Source organism: Reichenbachiella agarivorans (genome assembly GCF_025502585.1).
GTDB classification, from domain to species: Bacteria; Bacteroidota; Bacteroidia; order Cytophagales; family Cyclobacteriaceae; genus Reichenbachiella; species Reichenbachiella agarivorans.
In genome coordinates this window covers 980,601-1,002,906 of sequence record NZ_CP106679.1, presented here as the reverse complement: position 1 = coordinate 1,002,906, position 22,306 = coordinate 980,601, and the positions used below count along the sequence as shown (strand labels likewise).

General features: G+C 42.0%; 22 protein-coding genes. 8 read left to right on the top strand and 14 right to left on the bottom strand.

Annotation, left to right across the window (positions count from 1 at the left end):
* Positions 1–15 precede the first annotated feature (15 nt).
* From N6H18_RS04230 to N6H18_RS04205, 6 genes are all read right to left on the bottom strand, one after another.
* Entirely contained in the window at positions 16–531 is a 516-nt protein-coding gene (locus N6H18_RS04230; protein WP_262310590.1) for a nuclear transport factor 2 family protein, read from the bottom strand.
* A 387-nt stretch (positions 532–918) separates the two neighbouring features.
* Positions 919–1,542: a lipoprotein signal peptidase gene (locus N6H18_RS04225; protein WP_262310589.1), complete on the bottom strand. Its 624-nt coding sequence runs from the start codon at positions 1,540–1,542 to the stop codon at positions 919–921.
* A 22-nt stretch (positions 1,543–1,564) separates the two neighbouring features.
* Positions 1,565–4,936: an isoleucine--tRNA ligase gene (ileS, locus tag N6H18_RS04220; RefSeq protein WP_262310588.1), complete on the bottom strand. Its 3,372-nt coding sequence runs from the start codon at positions 4,934–4,936 to the stop codon at positions 1,565–1,567.
* 30 nt (positions 4,937–4,966) lie between these two features.
* On the bottom strand, positions 4,967–7,378 hold the full coding sequence (locus tag N6H18_RS04215; RefSeq protein ID WP_262310587.1) for an efflux RND transporter permease subunit: 2,412 nt from the start codon (positions 7,376–7,378) through the stop codon (positions 4,967–4,969).
* A gap of 142 nt (positions 7,379–7,520) precedes the next feature.
* Complete coding sequence (locus N6H18_RS04210; protein ID WP_262310586.1) at positions 7,521–7,916, bottom strand: TerB family tellurite resistance protein; 396 nt, start codon at positions 7,914–7,916, stop codon at positions 7,521–7,523.
* 53 nt (positions 7,917–7,969) lie between these two features.
* Positions 7,970–8,383: a TerB family tellurite resistance protein gene (locus N6H18_RS04205; protein ID WP_262310585.1), complete on the bottom strand. Its 414-nt coding sequence runs from the start codon at positions 8,381–8,383 to the stop codon at positions 7,970–7,972.
* 311 nt (positions 8,384–8,694) lie between these two features.
* Here N6H18_RS04205 and N6H18_RS04200 point away from each other — a divergent pair, with 311 nt between their 5' ends.
* Positions 8,695–9,873, top strand: coding sequence for a sodium:calcium antiporter (locus N6H18_RS04200; RefSeq protein WP_262310584.1), 1,179 nt, complete (start codon positions 8,695–8,697; stop codon positions 9,871–9,873).
* A 1-nt stretch (position 9,874) separates the two neighbouring features.
* On the opposite strand, the gene N6H18_RS04195 is transcribed toward N6H18_RS04200, so the two are convergent.
* From N6H18_RS04195 to N6H18_RS04185, 3 genes are all read right to left on the bottom strand, one after another.
* Positions 9,875–10,549 (bottom strand): energy transducer TonB, encoded by a 675-nt coding sequence (locus N6H18_RS04195; RefSeq protein ID WP_262310583.1) that lies wholly within the window; start codon positions 10,547–10,549, stop codon positions 9,875–9,877.
* Positions 10,550–10,626: 77 nt separating this feature from the next.
* Positions 10,627–10,890, bottom strand: coding sequence for a hypothetical protein (locus tag N6H18_RS04190; RefSeq protein WP_262310582.1), 264 nt, complete (start codon positions 10,888–10,890; stop codon positions 10,627–10,629).
* A complete protein-coding gene (locus N6H18_RS04185) occupies positions 10,887–11,429 on the bottom strand; it encodes an RNA polymerase sigma factor (RefSeq protein ID WP_262310581.1) in 543 nt (180 codons plus the stop codon). The genes N6H18_RS04190 and N6H18_RS04185 overlap by 4 nt, the downstream gene beginning before the upstream one ends.
* Before the next feature lie 125 nt (positions 11,430–11,554).
* On the opposite strand from N6H18_RS04185, the gene N6H18_RS04180 reads away from it, so the two are divergent.
* Positions 11,555–12,139, top strand: coding sequence for a 5-formyltetrahydrofolate cyclo-ligase (locus tag N6H18_RS04180; protein WP_262310580.1), 585 nt, complete (start codon positions 11,555–11,557; stop codon positions 12,137–12,139).
* Positions 12,132–13,106, top strand: coding sequence for a YpdA family putative bacillithiol disulfide reductase (locus N6H18_RS04175; protein WP_262310579.1), 975 nt, complete (start codon positions 12,132–12,134; stop codon positions 13,104–13,106). The genes N6H18_RS04180 and N6H18_RS04175 overlap by 8 nt, the downstream gene beginning before the upstream one ends.
* On the opposite strand, the gene N6H18_RS04170 is transcribed toward N6H18_RS04175, so the two are convergent.
* From N6H18_RS04170 to N6H18_RS04155, 4 genes are all read right to left on the bottom strand, one after another.
* Positions 13,103–13,360 carry a Txe/YoeB family addiction module toxin gene (locus N6H18_RS04170; RefSeq protein ID WP_262310578.1) on the bottom strand — a complete coding sequence of 86 codons (258 nt, stop codon included), beginning with the start codon at positions 13,358–13,360 and terminating at the stop codon, positions 13,103–13,105. The two genes, N6H18_RS04175 and N6H18_RS04170, sit on opposite strands and share 4 nt — an antisense overlap.
* Complete coding sequence (locus tag N6H18_RS04165; protein ID WP_262310577.1) at positions 13,357–13,611, bottom strand: type II toxin-antitoxin system Phd/YefM family antitoxin; 255 nt, start codon at positions 13,609–13,611, stop codon at positions 13,357–13,359. The genes N6H18_RS04170 and N6H18_RS04165 overlap by 4 nt, the downstream gene beginning before the upstream one ends.
* 214 nt (positions 13,612–13,825) lie before the next feature.
* Positions 13,826–15,193 (bottom strand): alanine/glycine:cation symporter family protein, encoded by a 1,368-nt coding sequence (locus N6H18_RS04160; protein WP_262310576.1) that lies wholly within the window; start codon positions 15,191–15,193, stop codon positions 13,826–13,828.
* Between the two features lie 10 nt (positions 15,194–15,203).
* Positions 15,204–15,875, bottom strand: a complete 672-nt coding sequence (locus tag N6H18_RS04155) for an arylesterase (RefSeq protein WP_262310575.1) — start codon at positions 15,873–15,875, stop codon at positions 15,204–15,206.
* Between N6H18_RS04155 and N6H18_RS04150 the strand changes: the two genes are divergently transcribed.
* Positions 15,874–17,127 carry a hypothetical protein gene (locus N6H18_RS04150; RefSeq protein ID WP_262310574.1) on the top strand — a complete coding sequence of 418 codons (1,254 nt, stop codon included), beginning with the start codon at positions 15,874–15,876 and terminating at the stop codon, positions 17,125–17,127. The two genes, N6H18_RS04155 and N6H18_RS04150, sit on opposite strands and share 2 nt — an antisense overlap.
* Before the next feature lie 156 nt (positions 17,128–17,283).
* Positions 17,284–17,646: an aspartate 1-decarboxylase gene (gene panD, locus N6H18_RS04145; protein ID WP_316044832.1), complete on the top strand. Its 363-nt coding sequence runs from the start codon at positions 17,284–17,286 to the stop codon at positions 17,644–17,646.
* 66 nt (positions 17,647–17,712) lie between these two features.
* On the opposite strand, the gene N6H18_RS04140 is transcribed toward panD, so the two are convergent.
* Positions 17,713–18,093: a MotA/TolQ/ExbB proton channel family protein gene (locus tag N6H18_RS04140; RefSeq protein ID WP_262310572.1), complete on the bottom strand. Its 381-nt coding sequence runs from the start codon at positions 18,091–18,093 to the stop codon at positions 17,713–17,715.
* Positions 18,094–18,231: 138 nt separating this feature from the next.
* On the opposite strand from N6H18_RS04140, the gene N6H18_RS04135 reads away from it, so the two are divergent.
* The 3 genes from N6H18_RS04135 to N6H18_RS04125 are packed head-to-tail and all read left to right on the top strand — an operon-like array spanning position 18,232 to position 22,280.
* Positions 18,232–18,978 carry a LytR/AlgR family response regulator transcription factor gene (locus tag N6H18_RS04135; protein WP_262310571.1) on the top strand — a complete coding sequence of 249 codons (747 nt, stop codon included), beginning with the start codon at positions 18,232–18,234 and terminating at the stop codon, positions 18,976–18,978.
* Positions 18,979–19,027: 49 nt separating this feature from the next.
* The gene (locus tag N6H18_RS04130; RefSeq protein WP_262310570.1) at positions 19,028–19,723 is read left to right on the top strand and encodes an ABC transporter ATP-binding protein; all 696 of its coding nucleotides are present in this window, start codon (positions 19,028–19,030) and stop codon (positions 19,721–19,723) included.
* A gap of 1 nt (position 19,724) precedes the next feature.
* Positions 19,725–22,280 (top strand): ABC transporter permease, encoded by a 2,556-nt coding sequence (locus N6H18_RS04125; RefSeq protein ID WP_262310569.1) that lies wholly within the window; start codon positions 19,725–19,727, stop codon positions 22,278–22,280.
* Positions 22,281–22,306: the final 26 nt, after the last annotated feature.

Below are 22,306 nucleotides of genomic sequence, written 5' to 3'. Positions count from 1 at the left end.
TTCTGCTGACAAAACCTACTTCGGTTCAAAAAACTCACCAGTAGGAAAGATGCAACCGTCCTTTCTCCTTGTATCGGCAAGTGAAAAAATCTTCCAGCCTTCATGGGTATGGACTAGTTGAAATGCGTCCACTCCGCAGTGGCTAAATCGTTCTCCAGCAAAGAAGGCATATTGGCACCAAACCTGAGCAAGACCATCGTCAATAGTGATTTGGTAATCCCAACTTTTTTCAATCCATTTGACGTTGTGTGGGCTCCCTATGGCTGTCAGAAACTGTGGGACGCTGCCTTCGTGCCATTGGGTAGAATCATTTTGCTGAAAGATGGAGTATAGTTTTGCTTCAGGTCTGAAAACCTTGCTGGCCTTGCTACTGTCCCCGTCGTACATTGCCTGAAAAAGATCCAATACAACTTGTCTGACTTCAATTTCTTGTGAAGAAGGGCTGTATTGAGTGATTTTCGGGCTCTGTTCATTACAGGACCATATGAGCGCACTACTCAGAATGGCATAAATTGTCGAGTGAACTTTCATCTTTTTGAGGTAGAAGTTGCGATTAAATGGCAACTAAATCAAGTGTCTGTATGTCAGTGGGTGAAAGAAGGGACGAATGGTGCTGCCTTTTATATTGCAAAAGCCATCAATGAGCCACTGAGTAGGACGATAATCAATATAATGATGAACTGTTTCATTTTTGTTGTCTTATGTTTAGCAGACAACCAAATCATGTGCCACCCTTATTTAGAGTATAAATATCTTGCAACTGATGCCCCTTCAAGGGTTTCTTTGCCTATTTGTCAAGTGTCCTTTAATTGGCTCTGATGTCACTCAAGAGCCTTTCTTATGAATCGAACCTAGATTTATAAGCCAGCGAGCTAGACTTTGCTTGAAAATACTGGGTGTCCCTGCTAGGTGAAAGTTTTACTCAGTTGTACCTGCTTCTTCTACCTCTTGCCCTGCTTCTTCTTTTGGGGCGATAAAGAATTTTTTCTGGAAGATGAGGATAATTGCTACACCTACAAAAATGGCAGCATCTGCGATGTTGAATACAGGCCAGAGAGACATGTACTTGCCACCCATGATGGGCAACCAGTCAGGAAGTCTTCCTTCCCATATATCTATGTAAAACATATCTACAACCTGGCCATAAAACCAAGGAGTCGGTGCGTCATAGGGAGCATTGTCCAAGAACACACCGTAGAAAGTACTATCAATGACATTGCCAATCGCTCCTCCTAATATCAATGCAATACAAACCAGCAATCCAGTAGGAACTTCCTTTTTGATCAAGGTATGGAGGTAATACCCTATCCCGACCATGGCAATCAACCTGAACAAGGTCAAATACAATTTCCCATACTCTGTACCGAGTTTCATACCAAAGGCCATTCCTGGATTGGTAAGGTAGTGGAGTTTGAAGTACTCTCCTATGATCTGAATCTGACCATTGACACCCATGTCCATGTTGAAGTGTACGACCAGTTTCACGATTTGATCCAAGACGATAACCGCTATGCTGATCAAAAAATATTTATAGTATTTCATTTATTGCTCTTATGTTATACGACTAGCAAACTTCGATTTGAACAATCATTTTCAAATCGTCAATATCCAATTCCTCTCCACCATTGATGGATTCTACCAGCGCCAATTCGTTGGCTTGTGTCTCCACACAGATGTATTCATTGAAAGCATTGACGGCCTCTGATACGATTATTTCATTGCTACTCAGGCTAATTTTAATCTTGTCTTGGACTTCTAGTCCTTGATCCTTTCTCAGGTTTTGAATCCTATTGACCAAATCTCTAGCTACCCCTTCTTGTTTCAGTTCCTCAGTCAGATTGATGTCTAGTGCTACAGTCAATCCATTTTCACTAGCAACCAGCCATCCAGGGATGTCTTGCGAAGCGATTTCTACATCCTCTAGTGTCAACTGATAGGTTTCACCATTCAATTCTACTGATAGAGAATTATTCTTTTCGATCTCGGCGATTTGATCTTGACCTAGCGCAGTGATGAGATTGGCAATGTCCTTCATTTTTGGACCGTACTCTTTACCCAATTTTCTGAAATTCGGTTTGATTGACTTGACCAATACGCCAGAAGCATCGTTCAGGAATTCAATGTCCTTGATATTTACCTCGTTCAAGATCAAATCTTTGACGGCATTCACCCGAGCTTCCGTACTGGCGTTCAGCACAGGAATCATAATCTTAGATAGCGGTTGACGTACCTTTAATCTTTCTTTCTTGCGCAGAGAATGTACGAGAGATGAGATATTTTGTGCCATTTCCATTCTTGCTTCCAGTTCGCTGTCTATGGCTTGCTCATTGGCTACAGGAAAATCTGCCAGATGAACCGACTCATGCGATTCGCTCTGTGATACAGCATTTAGATCAGCATACATTCTATCCAAGAAGAATGGTGCGATCGGAGAACCCAATTTGGCCACAGTTTTGAGACAAGTGTAGAGCGATTGATAGGCCGCACATTTGTCCTCGTTGTACTCGCCTTTCCAGAAACGCTTTCTGTTGAGACGCACGTACCAGTTACTCAAATCATCGATCACGAAGCTTTGAATCAATCTGGCTGCTTTGGTTGGCTCATATTCATCGTAGGCTTGATCTACTAGTTTGACCAGGGTGTTGAGTTTGCTGATGATCCATCGGTCACTTTCTGTTCTCTTCTCCAATGGAATTTCTTCTTCCTTGAAGGAAAAACCATCCAAATTGGCGTAGAGCGCAAAGAATGAATAAGTATTGTATAGGGTGCCAAAGAACCTTCTTTGTGATTCTGCGACTCCTTCGATATCAAATTTGAGGTTGTCCCATGGATTGGCATTGGAGATCATGTACCACCTCGTAGCATCAGGGCCATATTTTTTGAGTGTTTCAAATGGATTGACGGCATTGCCCAAACGTTTGGACATTTTGTTTCCATTTTTATCCAAGACGAGTCCGTTTGCTATGACATTTTTGAATGAAACTTGATCAAAAAGCATCACAGAGATGGCATGCAGTGTAAAAAACCAACCTCGGGTCTGATCTACACCTTCTGCGATGAAATCTGCTGGATACACTTCGTTCAAACCGCCTTGTTTCACACTATCAGCTTTGGGATCTTCTCCCATAAAGTGGAATTGTGCATAAGGCATGGCACCAGAATCAAACCACACATCAATCAGGTCAGGCTCACGGAACATTTTTTGTCCAGAATCACTGACCAAATAAATATCATCGACATAAGGTCTGTGTAGATCGAAATTATCACCGATTTGCTCAGTCATGAATCCAGCATCAACGGCCTTTTCTATCTCAGCTTTCAGCTCAGCAATCGAACCAATGCACTTTTGTTCCTTTTTGTCCTCCGACACCCAGATAGGCAGCGGCGTACCCCAATACCTAGATCTTGATAGATTCCAATCCACCAAATTCTCCAACCAGTTGCCAAAACGCCCCGTTCCTGTAGAGGCTGGTTTCCAGTTGATGGTCTTGTTGAGTTCCACCAGTCTATCCTTGTAAGCCGTGGTCTTGATAAACCATGAATCCAAAGGATAATACAATACGGGCTTGTCAGTTCTCCAGCAGTGTGGGTAACTGTGCTCATATTTCTCTACTTTGAATGCTTTGTTTTCTTCTTTGAGTTGGATGGCAATCAGTACATCTGTCGCTTTGAAATCCTTGTCAGCAACGATTTCATCACTGTAGTATTCTGGTTTGACATATTTGCCAGCATAGTCAGTTACTTCATCCACGAACTTGCCTTGACGATCTACTAGGGGGACATCTTTGCCTGTTTCGTCTTTGACCATCACGGCAGGTACGTCTGCCAGTTTTGCTGCCAAAAAGTCATCCGCACCAAAGGTCGGTGCGATGTGCACGATACCTGTACCATCCTCTGTCGATACAAAATCCCCAGGGATTACTCTGAATGCCTTTGCCTCTAGTTCAGCATTGGTCACATAAGGCATCAATTGCTCGTAGGGCATACCTACTAGTTCTTCGCCGACAAATTCTTGTTGGATAGCCCAAGGGATTAGTTTATCTCCTTCCTTATAGTCTTCGAGAGCAATGTCCTTTGCCTTATCGGAAAAGTATTTACCCATTAGGTCTTTGGCCAGTATCACAGACACAGGCTTGAAAGTGTAGGGGTTGAAGCTTTTTACTTTGAGATAAGTGATTTTTTTGCCCACCGCCAAGGCAGAGTTTGAAGGCAACGTCCATGGGGTAGTCGTCCATGCCAGGAAAAATACCTCTTCGTCTCCGTCAAACAGTCTTTCGCTAGCTGGCGTTTTCTTTACTTTGAATTGCGCTACTACGGTCGTGTCTTTGACATCTCTATAGGTACCTGGCTGATTCAACTCGTGAGAACTCAATCCAGTCCCAGCAGCTGGAGAATATGGTTGGATGGTGTATCCTTTGTACAGGAGGTCTTTGTCATAGAATCTCTTGAGCAAGTGCCAGAGGGTCTCCATGTAGTCCTTGTCGAAGGTAATGTAGGGATTGTCCAAATCGACCCAATACCCCATTTTTTCGGTAAGTTCATCCCATTCATTCTTGAATTTCATGACCGCTTCACGACACTTCTGATTGTACTCTTTTACAGATATTTTTTTGCCAATGTCTTCTTTGGTGATTCCCAGTTCCTTTTCGACCTGAAGCTCAACAGGCAGACCATGGGTGTCCCAGCCGCCTTTTCGGTTGACTTGATAGCCTTTCAGTGTTTTGTATCTACAGAAGATGTCTTTGACAGCCCTTGCCATCACGTGGTGAATACCAGGGGTGCCATTGGCAGATGGTGGCCCTTCGTAAAACACAAATGACTCAGCCCCCTCTTTCTCATCCACGGATTTCCTAAAGACTTCGTTTTTCTTCCAAAAATCCAATACTTCGTCCGCTACCTCAGCGTAATTGATGTTTTTATATTCTCTGTATTTCACAGTGTTAATCTTCTTCGACTTGTTTATTACTTATTCTTTCGTAGTGTTGGGATCTACCTCTATCATATCTAGGTCAATTTCCTCATCCTCTGATTCTTCATAAAATTCTGGGTATTGCTCAATCAGCGGATGCTCTTGCTTGTTGCGCTTGCCATTGTCAAATCTGAGTAGCAATGCAGGTAACAAAGTCAGATTCGTCAACATCGCCATCAACAGGGTAGTGGAAGTCAAAGTTCCCAAAGCAACTGTACCTCCAAAATCTGAAGCAGCAAAAATCACAAACCCAAAGAACAGGATTACTGACGTATAAATCATACTGGCACCAGTCTCACGAATACTCTTGCTCACTGCCACTGGCACGAAGAAGTTATTCGCAAATAGTTCTTGTCTGTATTTGGCTAGGAAGTGAATCGAATCATCAACTGAAATCCCGAATGCAATGCTAAAGATCAATGCAGTACTGGGTTTGAGTGGTATCCCTACCAGCCCCATCATTCCACCTGTAATAAGCAAGGGGATGATGTTAGGAATCAAACAGATGACGATCATCTTGAAATTTTTGAACAAAAGCCCCATGATGAATGCAATGATCACAAAGGCTATCACCATACTCATGACGAGATTATCGATCAGAAACTTGTTTCCTTTGATAAACAATAGTGTTGTTCCTGTGATCGCTATATCAAATTTTTTGTCGCCAAAGATGGTGTCAATTCTTGGCTGAATTACTTGATTGACTAGTGAGTCCATTTTGACTGAACCAATGTCAGCCATCTTGAGAGAAATTCTGATTTTTTGCCCTGTTGAATCCACGAAAGCAGAAGCCAAATCACCCTCATCCGTAGCCTTACTCAAATACCGCAGGATGAAATTTTTGTCTCTCTCATTGGGCAGATCATAATAGATCGGTTTGTCATTGTAGAAAGCCTGTCGCGTTGCTTTGATGAAACTCACCACAGATAGTGGCTTGGATATGAAATCAATAGAATCCAAAAAAGACTCAAATTGGTCAATTTTCCGCAGGTTGTTGAGATTCTGGACACCCTTTCTTTTTTTGGTGTCTACCACGATCTCCAGAGGCATCACCCCAGCGAAATGTTCTTCAAAAAACAACAAATCTTGTTTGGTTTGGCTCTCTTCTGGCAAATCATCCACCATGAAAGACACAGCTTCAATCTTGCTAATGCCATACACACATACTACACATACTACTGCTGTCACGACAAAAACAACCTCTTTGTATCTATGAACCAACAAATCCAAAGCTGTCAATACCCTATCTAATGGTTTGAACTGTAAGTGCTTCAAATGACGCTTGCTAGGAGGTTTGAGGTAGGAGAACACTGCAGGTATCATGATCATACTGACCATGAAAGTTGCCAATATATTGATGCCTGCTACAATACCAAATTCTTTGAGGATCACAATATCTGTCAAGGCCAAGACCAAGAACCCAACTGCAGTAGTCATGTTGGTGATGAAAGTGACGATCCCTATTTTTCTGATGATGGTACGGATCGCACGTTCCTGATCACCATGTGCAAAATATTCCTGATGGTACTTGTTGATCATATAGACTGTGTTGGGTATCCCAATCACGACGATGATTGGAGGTAACAAGCCTGTCAACAAAGTAATCTCATAATCGAGTAGAACCAAAGTCCCTATGACCCAGACCACTACCATGCCTATGATACACAGTGCAACCAACAGTACCTTGAATGATCTGAAGAAAAGAAATAATATAAAGCCTGTGACAATCACTGACAATATCAGGAACATTCTGAGTTCATCTTTGAGTAATGAAGTGTTGATGTAGCGCACATATGGCAATCCTGCATATCGCAATTTGATACCTGTGTCTTTTTCAAATGCATGTGTGATGAACAAAATGTCTGAAATCACACGGTTTCGTTCGTCGGAGTTCATAAGCTCTTTCTGGATCGTCACCAGGACCATATTGGCGCCATTGGTAGGGTTGATCAACTGTCCGCTGTAGAATTTGATACCCAATGCGTATTGGATCAAACTATCTAGCTCTGCTTGATCAGAGGGTATTTTGTCAAAAACTGGTTCTAGTTTGAATTGTTTTGCCTCTTGGTCTTTGACCAGCTTTTTGAGTGAGGGTAGACTGAGCACATCATTGACGCCATTGATATTCATCAACTCATCTGACATGTAACCCAACTTTCTAAAGTTATCGGTTTTATAGATGGCACTGTCCAAAATACCTAAGGCAAGAATATTCCCGTCTTCGCCAAAAGACTCTTTGAATGCCTTGAAATCGATCATGTCTGGGTCATGATCGGGCACTACGTTTGCTAAGACAAACGACCATTTCACGTACTGACCCTTGTATCCCATGAAGGCTGTGATGCCTAACAGTAAGATGATCAGATACAAACGAAACTTAATTATTAAACTAGAGAGTAGATTCCACATGCCTGAAAAAAGAAGTGCAAAGGTAAAGATTTTTGAATACTAAGAAAGAGCAATATAGATCTTCGAATCTTATGCCATTACAGATTACAAAAAAAGGGGCAAGGCCCCTCCAATATTGTTTTTATATCCTCCAACCAAAACATTAGTTTTGATACTTCATGACTGCCTTTTTCAAGGAGTCTTTGTTTGAAGTAATGGCAGGGTTAGAATAGATTTTGGCCGAGAGTTCAGCGATGACTGCCTTTTTGAAGCCCAACTTGACAGCTACGTCTTCGCAGTATTTGACCTCACTCAAGAAAACTTCTTTGTCAATTTTCATCAATTGGACGACATTGAAGAGGTATTCAAATTTTTCGTCATCCGACATAGTCCCCAATGGAGGTAGCGGCACTGGATTTTTCAACAAATCTTCAATCTCGCTTTCTGGGACACCGTTGGCCTTGCCGACCATATAGATCATGTCCATTTCATCATCAGCAAAATCATTGTCGATATTTGCCAATCCAATAAGCATGCTGAGTTGGGATTTAATATTCATAGTCATTTTAGTTAATAGGATATCTCAATACAAGATATTAATTATTTTCAAAATTAAGTTGTCTTATGTTTTTGGATCATGGCCTTCAAATGGTCTCTATCTCCTGTGACATCCGGATCACTGAATATACCACTGCTTAACTCTGAGACAACGGATGCCTTGTAACCCAATTTGGTCGCCAGTTTTTGACAAAAACGAATTTCACTGAGGTAAACTCTCTTGTCAACCTTCATCAACTGTACGATGTTGTATAAGTATTCGAATTTTTCATCCTCAGATAACAATCCCAAATCAGGAAGAACAAGCTTCTTGCTACCCATCAACTCATCAAACATTGCGTCCAATTCACGTTCTGGTATTCCATTGGCCTTGCCCAATGCATATACATACCTTTTTTCTATGTTAGAGAGTTTGTTATCTATCAGTGCCAGCTGGACCAAAACACTCATCTGAGCTTTGAAATTCATAAGATTCTTTTTAATACTTTAAAATTAAAGATACAAAAATTTGAAACATTCACTCACTATGCAAATCATTCTTCTGTGAAGTTTTTCATTAGCGCATGTTTTTTGACTCATTTGTGAAAAATGCCAGAAATAAATGAAGTCTGTGCAAGAATAAGCAGGCTTTCGCCAAGTGTTAAGTTTTTGTGAAAATTCATATTCACAATACGCCATCTGTCAAATAAAAAAAATAGTTTAATTTAGGCTTCCAATCAGCAAGGAATCAAAAACTAACCACAAATCATGGCCTCAAAACCATACCTAAAACTTAAAGAATGGGCATAATAATTCCACTAATACTTATTGCCATCAGTTGTCTTGTCATCTGGCGAGCTGGCGATGGTTTTATGACCGCATCAGAGTATATCGGTCGCAACCTATCAGAAGGGGTCAGAGGTGCTTCTATCAATGCGATAGCCAGTTCTATGCCTGAGGTTTTTACCTCGATTTTTTTCCTATTTGTACTCAAAGATGCTTCGGGGTTTTCTGGAGGGATTGGCACTACAGCAGGAAGTGCAATCTTCAACGGCATGGTGATTCCTGCTGTATCAGTCATTGCGGTGATTGGAATCGGTTTGGCCAAAAGAATTGAGGTGTCCAAAAAGGTGATGCTTCGCGATGGCATAGCATTGATTATCACAGAATTGATTTTCTTGATTCTCATCTCGGGATCTGAATTGAATTGGTACCATGGTTTGGTGTTGATGGGAGTGTATTTGGTTTACATTTCATACATGTTTCTGTCTATGAAAAAAGGAGAGACCCTTTCTTCTGAAGGTGAAATAGAGGAAGAAGAGGAGAATGAACCAAAACCTTCTTTCTTCAAGAGTTGCTGTACTTTTGATCTTGAAAATATATTTATCAGACGCAAGATGTCTGGTTCTAATGCATGGTCATTGTTGTTGTTTTCAACAGCAGCTATCGCAGCGGTTTGTTATTTGCTCGTGGTGGCTTGTGAGTGGATGGGGGCGGACAGTTATGAGGTGCCCTTTCTAGGGACTTTCAAAGGACTCAACATTCCGCTGATGTTTGTAGCCTTGATATTGGCCTCTGCCGCTTCAAGTTTTCCTGACACAATCATTTCTATCAAAGATGCTCAAAGAGGGCAATATGATGATGCCATATCCAATGCTTTGGGGAGCAATATTTTCGATGTTTGTTTTGCCTTGGGATTCCCACTCTTTTTATTTACGATCATATATGGGCCAATTCATATGCCCCCAGAGTTGATTGATTTGAGTAGTGAACTCCGACTTTTGCTTTTGCTCTTGACGATTATCATTGTAGTGATATTCACCGCGACCAAATATATTGGTAAAACCAAAGCCTTTGTTTTGCTTTTGTTGTATCTCCTTTTCGTGATGTACATTATAGGCAGAAGCGCAGGCAATGAATTTACCAATACAATTGCTCATTATCTCGTTGAGACTGTGCATTTTTTCAGCATCAAATGATTTAATTCAACCTAAAAACAATGGGGACTATCATTCGTACTTTCACTGGTTTTCCCCTTTGTTTTCCAGGTTTCCATGAGGGGGAGTTGGCGATTACCCGCATAGCTTCCTCATCACACCCTGCACCTATACCCTTGATTACTTGAATATCTGTCAGCGATCCATCGCGATCTACCACAAATTGCACAAACACACGGCCTTCGATCCCCATACGCTGGGCCGTCTTGGGGTAGCGCAGCGATTTGCCGATATGACTGTAAAAACTGCTCATCCCATGAACAGGTGCAGGCATCTCCTCGACTATTCCTATCCAAACATCTGGTTCTTCTTCTATGGGTTCGTCAATGAATGGCAAGCTGATTTCTTCTGGTTCATCGGGGATTAATTCTTTCAAGACTTCTTCCACTTCTTCCTTGGTTTCTACGAAAATAGGTGCTTGCACTGATTTCCTGACTATGGGTTGTGATCTCTCTGGTGGCCTGATCACTGTGGCTACTGGTTCCATGAAATGAACCAAGTCTAGGTCCTCTTGATCGTCTGGAACAATTATTTTTTCTACTTTGCTCGTCCACTCAAAGGCCATCAAGACCATTGACACGCTGAGCAACAAGCCGATGCTAAAAAACATACCTCTCTTTCTTTCCAGATCGAATGCTGGATTTTTTCTCAATTCCATAATTGTAGATTTTAATGGTTAAATAAATATTCAATCACAGAATTAAGACTACTCCCGGGCGGAGTCTCAATTACAGTTTACTTGTGTTCAAACTCCTCGAATAAGAGTTGGTCAACATTTTCAATTTTCTTTTTTTCTTCCTGTTGGGTGATCTTAATGACGCCACCTGCGACCATAGCGATCAATAGAAAAACAGAGATCAATAGCAACCATAGTTTGCGATTGGCGACTGCATGTTTTTCTTGTGCAATCAGATTACTCAAAGATTTGAAATCCTTGTGTTGATCTATTTGGCTCTTTTTGACGGCCTCCCTCTTCAATCTGATGTCATACTTGGTCATGATTCCTCCTTTATTGAATCAAATTTCGCCTTCAACTTGTCTAGAGATCTGTACATTCTCATTTTGATTCCACTTTCTTTTTTATCCAAAATGAAGGCGATTTCTTTAAAATTCTTGTTCTCAAAAAACTTCAGTTCTAGTATCTGGATCTCGTCATCATCCAGTTCGGCGATGAGTTGCATCAGTACCTCTTGCTTTTCCTCATAGTCTTCCAAATCATCACAACTCATGACTAGTTTGACTTTTTCATCCTCCAAACTCAAGCATTGCCGCTGCTTTGTTTCTCTAAAACACTTTTTGATCTCATTGGCAGCAATTTTGTAGAGCCATGCGCCGAATCCTACCTCTCTGATCTGATACTTTGGCAGTGCTTTGATGGCATTCATGAATACACGAGAGGTAATATCCGCCGCTGCATTTTCTTCGTCAGTTCTTCGATACACAAATCTAAAAATGGGCTCGTAGTATTGATGATACAGCGGCTCAAAGTGCTGGATATCAGCCTGTGCCTTGAGTATCATGTCTGCTTCTGAGTTCATCACGTTGGCTTATGTGAGCAATTATTTACCTCTACAATCCGTTAGGGTCAATAAAGTCACAATTATTCGTTCAAAAAATTAATAATTGTAGCAATTTAATTTCAAAACACTTTAATTGTCATGAGATGAGTACTGTGGACAAAGCCAAACTAAGAGCCGTGTATCTGAGAAAAAGAAAAATGCTTTCCTCAGATCAGTGTGCGTTTTTGTCTCAACAAATCACGAATCGCTTGATTACATTTTTGGGTATGCAGCGGTTCAAAATGGTGCATGTTTTTCTTCCTATTTTGAAACACAACGAAATCAATACTTGGCCCATCGTCCAATACCTCAAAGAAAGGGGAACAACCGTCGTGGTGTCCAAATCCAATGTAGAGTCAAACGAACTCACTCATTTTATTTTTGAACATGAATCGCAGCTAGAAAACAACAAATGGGGAATACCCGAACCGACATTTGGACAAGAGGTGTTGAGCGGAGAACTGGATATTATTTTGATACCGATGGTCACTTTTGATAGACGAGGGCATCGGATCGGGTATGGCAAGGGCTACTACGACAAGTTCTTGAGTGACTGTCGCGATACATGCATCAAAGTGGGGCTGAGTATGTCGCCACCACTGGATGTCATCTCTTGTACCGATCCCTTTGATATTGCGCTGGATTACTGCGTCACACCGCTAAAAACGTATAGTTTTGGGCATGAGTGAACACAAAGTGTATGACGTCATCATCATAGGTGGTGGTCCGATAGGATTGGCCTGCGCGATCGAGGCAAAAAAGAAAAATTTGAGCTACCTCATCATCGAGAAAGGCTGCTTGGTCAACTCCCTCTACAACTACCCGATGAACATGACCTTTTTCTCCACTTCGGAGAAACTCGAAATCGGTGGGGTTCCCTTCATCTCACACAGTCCCAAACCTACCCGCACAGAAGCATTGGAATATTACCGCAGAGTCACTATGAATTGGGACTTAAAAATTAGACTATATGAAAAGGTGACCTCCGTAGAAAGGAAAGAAGTATTTCTCATCCAGACGGATAAAGACAGTTATCATTCCAAGCATGTGGTGCTATCGACGGGATTCTATGATTTGCCATTCTTGCTCAACGTGCCTGGAGAAGACCTACCAAAAGTAAAGCACTACTACACCGAACCTCACCCCTATTTTGGACAGAAAGTCGTGGTGATAGGAGCGGCCAACTCTTCAGTAGATGTAGCACTAGAGACTTATCGAAAAGGAGCTGCAGTCACCATGGTGATCCGCGATGCGGAGATCAATTCGAGAGTAAAATATTGGGTGCGTCCAGACATAGAAAACCGCATCGCTGAGGGTTCGATCAAGGCCTATTTCAACTCGTCTCTCACGGAGATAAGAGAACATGAAGTGGATATCCTGACACCAGGAGGTAGCTTGACACTCAAAAATGATTTCGTTCTAGCGATGACGGGTTATCAACCTAGTTTCACCCTGATGAAAGCAATGGGAATCCAGATCGGAGACGACCCCATGAAAACGCCCGTCCACAACCCCGACACCATGGAGACCAACGTCAAAGGACTCTACCTTGCTGGAGTGGTATGCGGCGGCCTACAAACCAACAAATGGTTCATCGAAAACAGTCGCGTACACGCTGAGGTAATTATGAAGGAGATTGTGAGTTCGAAAAACTAATCATAGTGATGCCTACATTTGGCGATCAAAATTTCATCTTCGCGGACTTTGTAAATGATTCTGTGTTCTCCATCTATTCTCCTAGACCAAAATCCTTGATATTTATATTTCAGTGGTTCTGGTTTCCCTATCCCGTCAAATGGATTTCTAGAAATCTCTTTTAGCAAAGCATTGATTCTCTTAAGAATTTTTTTGTCCATCTTTTGCCAATACAAATAGTCTTCCCAAGATTCCTCTACGAAGACATACTTCATTCTACTATGAGATCACGCGTGACACCCTCGTGCTTGTTTAACTTGGAGATAGCAGAATCAAGCCGCTGTTCGTTGGTCTTTGAGGATAATTCGTGTTGAGTTGCACAGAGAGAATTGTACTCATCCAAGGAAATAATGACCACTGCATTTTTCTTCCCACGGTTGATAATCAGTGTTTCAAAATTCTCTGTCACGGAATCAAAGTAACTTTTGATGTCCTTTCTAAAATCTGAAATGGTAGTCGTCAACATGATTATGTATTTATTTTGTACTCAATAACGTACAAATATCAGCAATTATCATAAAACTTGATATATTAAGTTGATATTATCAATGCTAACATGACACGTAGCATCTATAAGCATGAACCTCACCATGACAGGGAAACTAAAGCATTGGCGACTACCAGCCACAAAACCAGCATAACCAGTCCACCAGAAAACTAGACAAACCAGAAAAACCAACTTACTCCACCTTCGCGAAATAAATCTTGGCGGCTTTCATGACTTTTGGGGCTAGGTAGAGCGTGGACACCATCGTAGGGATCGCCATCAATCCATACATCACAAAGATGAGACTCACTACTCCGTCAAGACTCCAGACCGAGCCGATGATGATGATCCCAACATACCAGTAGTTAAAATATTTGCCGTATTTCACGCCCACCAAATAAGAAAGGCATTTCTGTCCCAAATAGGAAAATCCGAAGACGGTAGTGAATGCAAAAATCAATACACAAGCCAAAAGTATATAGGTGCCTACATAAGGGATCGAGTGATCAAAGGCCTTGGCTGTCAATGAGATTCCGTCCAAACTAGTATCTGTCCAAACGCCAGTAGAAAGAATACAAAGTGCGGTCATCGTGCAGATCACCAAAGTATCTATAAAAGGGCCCAACATCGCCACCAAACCCTCTCGGATGGGCTCGTTGGTTTTGGCAGCTCCGTGCATCATGGGTGCTGTGCCGATTCCCGCTTCGTTGGAAAAGGCCGCTCGTTTCGCTCCTTCGATCATGATCGCACCTACTGCACCACCTAGTACTGCTTTGGCCTGAAAGGCATCTTGGAAAATCAAAATAAAACTATCCACTACATGAGACCAATTGATCAGCATGATTGCTACCACGCTCAATATGTAGACCACTACCATCATAGGCACCATGCGAGAGGCTACCTCTCCGATTCGTTTGATTCCTCCAAAAATCACCAAGGCAGCGAAAAACACAATCACCAAGCCTATCGATAAGTCTACGATGAACTCATTGCCATCGATCCAGCCAAGAGGCCTGATCAGTACATCTTTGGTGACTTGTACGATCTGGTTGGCTTGAAAAATCGGCGTGGCACCAAAGAATCCAGCGATGGCAAAGAAAGCAGCTAGGGGTTTGAAGTAGGATGGCATGGCCTCACGGATCACATACATAGGTCCGCCTTGCAGTTTGCCGTCACTGTCATAGCCACGGTACATGACGGCCAGGGTACAAGTGAAAAATTTGGTAGCCATCCCTACAAATGCACTGACCCACATCCAAAAAATGGCTCCAGGACCTCCCGCTACAATCGCCAAGGCGACTCCACTGACATTGCCCATCCCAACTGTGGCAGCTAGGTGTCCAGACAAGGCTTGAAAGTGAGAAATGTCTCCAGGTTCGTCGGATTCATCATATTTTCCTCTGAGGACATTGATGGCGTGACGGAGGTATCTAAAGGGTAAAAATCGCGAGTAAAGTGTGAAAAAGAGACCTCCTCCTATCAATAAAAACAACAAGGGCTTGCCCCAGACAAAGGACTCGGCCTCTTTGAAGAAGGCTTCTAAAGTATATAAAAATTCCATTCAAAAGGGTTTAAAGCAAAGGCTGCAGTATCTTCCAAACATTGTCAGCAAGTATCTGATGCCCCTCTGCGGTAGGATGAATCCCATCCTCCAAATTTAATTCTTTGATGCCAGCCACTCCTTCCAAAATAAAAGGAATCAATGCCAGATCATACTCTGCAGCCAACTCTGGATAGATGGTTTGAAAATCCTTGCTATAGGCAATGCCCATATTGGGAGGGATCATCATTCCTGCTAGGACGATTTTACATTTGGGGTATTTGGCTTGTACTTTCTCTATGATAGATTTCAGATTTTTGCGGGTTTCGGTGGTGCTGATCCCTCTGAGGCCATCGTTTGCTCCGAGTTCGAGAACGAAAATATCTACTGGGTTTTTCAGTACCCAATTCACTCGCGAATCACCGCTGGCAGTTGTCTCTCCACTCAGGCCGGCATTGATAGTCTGATAAGACAATCCCAAGGAATCCAATCGCTCTTGTATCAAGGCTGGAAAAGCCTCTGTCAAATCCAACTGGTAGCCTGCTGTGATGCTGTTGCCAAAGAAGAGGATGGTTTTTTGGTTAGTAAGCTCTTCGCTGCGTTCTTCCACAGGAGTCTGGGTTTCGGTAGTATTCTCTGTTTTGCTCGTACAAGAGATCCCCAGCACAAGCAGTGCTATGAGTATGATGAAGTTAAGTTTCATGTTCAATTTATTAATATTCGAAGTTATTCCTTTTCATTTGCTTTTACTAAAAGACGGGAAATTGGCTGCCACGGATCAAAGCACAAAGCTCATACATTACATTTCTTTGCTGATTTATATACTCTCAGCTCTGCTGCTGTACTATTCCAGTCATGACCTGAACATGTCCTTTGATTCGTACCAATATTTGGCAGCTGCTCAAAGTTTCGCCGACTCAGGCACTTTGCTCAATGCAGATGGCTCAGTGTATTCGAATTGGGGGCCTATGTTTCCTGTGATTCTTTCCTTTGTGGCAGATGTAGATAATTATCGAGCCGTCAATTTGGTCGTGTATGCTATGTTGTTTTGGCTGAGTCATCTGCTGATTGTTCGTATGGTTGATACTCCCATACTGAGGTTGTTGGTTTCCCTCTGGATTGCGTTTTCCACCCCGGTATTGATGCAGTTCAATTTCTTGTGGTCCGAGTCCATTTTCATCTTTCTTTTTCTCGTTCAGATTATCGTTTTCTTCCGCTACCGCGAAACAAACAAAATGGGTTGGCTGATACTCTTGATTGTCCTGAGTGCCGTGTCCTGTTTGCAACGCTATGCAGGATTATTTATCATTCCTGGCTTTGCTCTGTTGATCATCATGGACCGTGGCTATAAGCTGAGATCCTTTCTTATCAGCTTTGTTTATGGAGGGCTTGCTTGTCTTCCAGTACTGGTTTGGATGTATAGTCGCTACCAATCCAGTGGCGGGGGATTCAGCATGTTTTTGACTAATCTCTATGCTAGCTTCTTCAGCAACTTATACCGCAGCTATTATCAAGATGTCTTTTTCTCTTGGTTCGTCCCTAGTTCTCTGACATTCGAGCTTGGGCACTATTATGTACTTGGCACCCTGATTTTGGTTATTCTATTTCGTAAGCAGCTCAAAGTACCTCGATTCAAGTTCGAAATTCAATCGCTTTTAATCTTATCGGGGGTTTATTTTTTGTTCCTCAATCTCATCGACTACTCTGCCATCATTCATCCTGACATGACATTTGGAGGTTTGTCTGATTTCGAACGTTACCTTTCGATCATTTACATCCCTGTCATCCTCCTACTTTTTGTTTGGTTGAGTCAAAAGTTACCACTCATCGAACATAAGACAACAAGAGTTGTTCTCCTTGGATTGATTTGCCTCTGGAGCATCTATCCCATCAGCCGAAGCATCAAAAACACCTTGGATTGGAAGGAATACACCAGTTCGGCTGTTGTCAAATAGACGATAGGAGGGAGGATTGAGCTATTGTGTATCTTTCTTTCAGATTCTAAATGATTTGAAATAAATTAATATTTAATTTTGTCGGTTCATAAACAACATATAATTGCAACAAATCGTAAGTGCAAAACCTGATAGAACGACTTGAGTATGAGATGGATGATGAGATCTAAGATTCACAAAGCGGTAGTTACCGAGGCGAATCTTAATTATGTAGGGAGTATCACGATCGATAAAGATTTTATCGAGATGGTTGGCTTGCGAAAAAACGAGAAGGTTCAGATCGTGAGCAATACCTCTGGGGCAAGACTCGAAACGTATGTCATCGAGGGTGAAAGAGGCTCTAAAGAAATATGTATGAATGGTGCTGCATCGCATCTGATTGGCAAAGGAGAGGAAATCATCATCATTGGCTATGAACTGACCAATGAGGAAATCACTCCAAGTGTGATCCTACTAGATCAGCACAACAACTTCGTAGAATACCTCGAAGAATCAGTGGAACTGAACAGGTTCTTGTAAGCTGAAAAAACATAACGATTGAAAAGGTTGATGGAGCATAAGGTCCATCAACCTTTTTTTGTGCTGTCACACTCCTGTTGGTTGCTGAAAATTGGCCTTCAAGGCTTTCAGTCCAAACCACAGCAGATATGAGATCAAGAAAATGAGTATACCATAGATACTTGTAATCGAAGAGACCTTCAATCCACTTGCCAGCAAGGCTTGGGATACTTGCCCCACCACTTCAATTGACTGAAACGCCGCATACAATCCTATAAACTGCCCAAGTACTCCAAAAACCATTGCAAACGTACCAATCGACTTGATGATGCCAAGATCCATTGAAAAGCTTTCTTTCTGTTTCAACATCACGACAACTTGTATTGTCATCACAACTATAATAACTAAAAGCAATAGAGTAAGAATCCCCATAAATAGGCTCCCGCCCATGTAAAATAAATCTACCATGATTTTTAAATTTAAGTGAAATAATTTGAGATCAAAGGTAGAATTGAGCCTTTGTCAAGTCAATGTAGAATCCATCGCTAAATAGGTAACTCATCGACTATAGCCTATAGATTCCTATTTTTTAGGCATTTTAGCAACATGAAAATTGTTGGACACATTTTGTTTTGGATCACGATCACAGGATTGCTCACGTTGATATTTGGCAGATCGTACCAGAGCTTTTCCGAGTCATTTTACTTTGTATGCCTACTCCTGCCTGTCATAGTAGGCACGGCCTATTTCTTTAACTATTACATAGTCGTGAAATACTTGTTCGCTAGGAGATATTTCAAATTTGTGCTCTACAGTTTTTATCTGCTCATCATTTCCCTCAATCTAGAAATGCTAGTGATCACAACTGCATTCATCCTATTGGCAGAGTATGATTATGCCAATATGAATCCAATCACCACAGATGTCTCCATTCTTACCATCACTTTGTACTTCGTGGTCTTTGGCTTATCCTTCATTCGCCTGATTCGTTTCTATTTCCACAATCAAAAATCGATTAGTTACTACCAAGACGAGGTAGAAAAATCAAAAATAGACTCAATTACCATCAAAGAAAATCGGAGCAATAGGCAGGTGTTTTTCGAAGACATACGGTACATTGAGAGTCTCGGTGATTACGTCACGATTCATCTATTCAATGAAAAAATCATTACTAAAGAGAAAATCAGTTCCTTGGAAAACCGAATGCCCCAGATTTTCGTGAGAATCCACCGATCATTTATGGTCAACAGACTACACATCTCTTCTTTCAACAAGGAGCAGATTACTATTGCCAATCAAACTCTGCCCATCAGCAGGACTTACAAGCAAAAAGTGTTTTCATCCCTGAACTAACCAACCATTTCGGCTTCCCTGCGTAAATTGTGACTTAAGTCTATATTCTATGTCGTATATCCTGGAAGTAAACCAACTCACCAAATCCTATCAAAGTGGTCAAAAGAAACTCACGGTACTCTCCGACATCAATTTTGCACTAGAATCAGGAAAATCACTATCCATCGTTGGTCCGTCTGGTAGTGGAAAAACTACGCTACTTGGACTATGTGCTGGCTTGGATGTGATCGACGAAGGCAGTGTGACAATTAATGGCCAAGATCTAAGTTTGCTCTCAGAAGACCAAAAAGCACAGATCAGAAATGAAAATGTAGGTTTTGTGTTTCAAAATTTTCAGCTCATCCCTACACTCACTGCCCTAGAAAATATAATGATTCCTCTGGAGCTATTGGGAGACAATGGTGCGATACAAAAATCAATGGAGCTGCTAGACCAAGTGGGCTTGTCCAATCGCAAAAATCACTACCCTACCCAGTTGTCAGGTGGAGAGCAACAGAGGATTGCGCTGGCTCGCGCATTCTCCAACAGTCCCAAAATCCTATTTGCAGATGAGCCAACGGGTAACTTGGACGAAGAGACTGGAGAGAAAATCGAAAAATTGCTCTTCGATCTGAACCGAGAAAAAGGGACGGCGCTTGTCCTCGTCACCCATGACATAGAACTGGCTCACAAAACGGATCACCTGCTCCGGCTCAAAGGCGGCAAAGTCTTAGAATCAAACATGCTCAGCAAAACCCTAGCATAAGTTGGAAGCTACACCCAAAAACTCAAGAAAATTCTCTCATCTCTGGTTGCTCAAAATGGCTTGGCGAGACAGTCGCAGCAGTCGAGGTAAGCTCTTGCTCTTCACACTATCCATTACTATTGGCATAGCAGCACTGGTAGCTATCAATTCGTTCAAAGAAAATCTCAATGACGAGATCAATATACAATCCAAGTCTCTCCTTGGAGCAGATTTGGAAGTGTCCTCACAGCAGCCTTTTACTGAGGAGCAGTCAGGATTGATAGATTCTCTGGGCGACGAACGATCCTTTCAGACACGATTTGTATCCATGGTTTACTTCCCTAGCACAGGAGGGACACGTCTGGTTCAGATCAGAAGTCTAGAAGGGAAATACCCCTATTATGGTGAGATAGAAACTGTTCCAACCCATGCTTCTTCAACATTTAAATCTGGACAGTATGCATTGGTGGATGAAACATTGATGCTGCAGTACAACGTCGATATAGGAGATGACATCAAAATCGGAAATTTGAATTTTCAAATCCAAGGAAAGCTACAGAACATCCCTGGACAAAGTGGCATCAACACCTCCGTTTCACCAGTCGTTTATATCCCAAATCAATACCTACAACAAACTGGATTAGTCAAAAAAGGGAGTCGCATTACTTATTCGTATTTCTATAAAACACCAGATGAAATAGACACAGAAGCTTTTGACAAGCAGTATGAAGACAGGTTTGAAGAGTTGTCACTCAGATACGAAACGGTGCAAAAGCGGAAAGAGAACACCAGTGAGGCTTTTAACAATACAACGGTGTTTTTGAATATGTCGGCGTTTATTGCTTTGCTACTGGGCAGCATAGGTGTTGCAGGCGCTGTGTATAGTTATCTCAAAGAGAAAAACGCTTCCGTGGCTATACTCAGGTGTTTGGGTTTGAGCGGTCGAGATGCTTTCATTATCTATTTTTATCAAGTCATCTTTATGGGAGCATTTGGCTCATTGGTAGGGACAGGGATAGGGACAAGCATACAGTTTTTCCTGCCTGAGTTGGTAGAGGAAGTGCTTCCATTCTCAATCGAAACACATTTTTACTGGATTATTGCGCTGGAAGGTCTGTTGCTTGGATTGGTGGTGACCGTACTGTTTTCTCTTTTGCCACTCCTATCCATTCTGAAAGTCTCGCCGCTCAGCTCGATTAGATCGGGGTATCAATTGGAAGAATCACGTCAGACCAATTTGATTTTAAAAAGTGTCTTGTATGGTGTGATCACACTTTTCTTGTTTTTGTTCTCCTATCTCCAAATTCAGGAATGGATGCAAGCAGGCATTTTCATGGGAGGGCTGTTGGGTACTTTCTTGATTTTATTTGTGTTGTCCAAAGGCTTAATTTATTTGGCCAAATCTATCGTTTCTCCTAAGTGGAATTTTCTTGTGAGACATGGGATAGCCAATCTTCACCGTCCACAGAACCAAACGGGATTGCTCATCATCACCATTGGGATGTGTACGATGTTGATCTCCATCATGTATTTCTCCAGGCACGTGCTGATCGACCAAATCACCATGGCTGGTAGGGAGGAGCGTCCTAATATGGTACTCTTTGACATCCAGACGCACCAAACTGAGGAGGTGGAAAATCTCGTTACCAACTTTGATCTCCCAGTCGTTCAGAGTGTACCAGTGGTAACTATGCGGTTGTTAGAGATCAATGGGATTTCTAAAAAGGAAGCTAGCCTAGACTCTACCTTGGAAATCCCAGATTGGGTCTACAATAGAGAATACAGGGTGACTTTCAGAGACTCGCTCATCGACTCTGAGACAATCACCGACGGTGAATTAAAACCCTATCATCAAGACAGTATTTTCGTCTCTGTGGCAGAAGGTTTTGCAGAGGGACGCAAATGGAAACTGGGAGATGAAATCACCTTCAACGTACAAGGAGCGGTCATGAAAACCTACATCGGAAGCTTTCGAAAAATAGATTGGAGACGGATACAAACCAACTTCATTATTCTCTTTCCGTCTGGTGTTCTCGAACAAGCGCCGCAATTTCATGTGCTAGTGACCAAAGTGGACAACAATGAGGTCTCTGCCAAGTTTCAACAGGCCATAGTCAGAAACTTTCCGAACATCTCCATCATAGACCTAGAATTGATTCTAAAAACCGTGGAAGAAGTTCTGACCAAAATTTCCTTTGTAATTCGATTTATGGCGCTGATCAGTGTCATCACAGGTTTGTTGGTGTTGATCAACTCTATCGTCCTGAGCAAGTCGCAGCGTGTCAAAGAAAGTGTGCTGATGCGTACGATTGGAGCCAAAGCCCGACAAATCATCGCCATTATTACCATTGAATACAGCGTGCTGGGGTTTATCTCTGCCATGACAGGGATCATCACAGCTCACTTGATGACTTGGGTACTATCAGAGAGTCTGTTCAAAGCAGATTATTCCTTTGATGGTGATGCGACCTTATACATTTTGCTAGCTGTGACTGTTGCTACTTTGGTAATGGGATTATTCAACATTCGCCCAGTTCTCAAGGAGCTGCCACTGACGATCTTGAGGAAGGAAGCATGAGTGTGCTATTCGTTTTGATCCTGCCA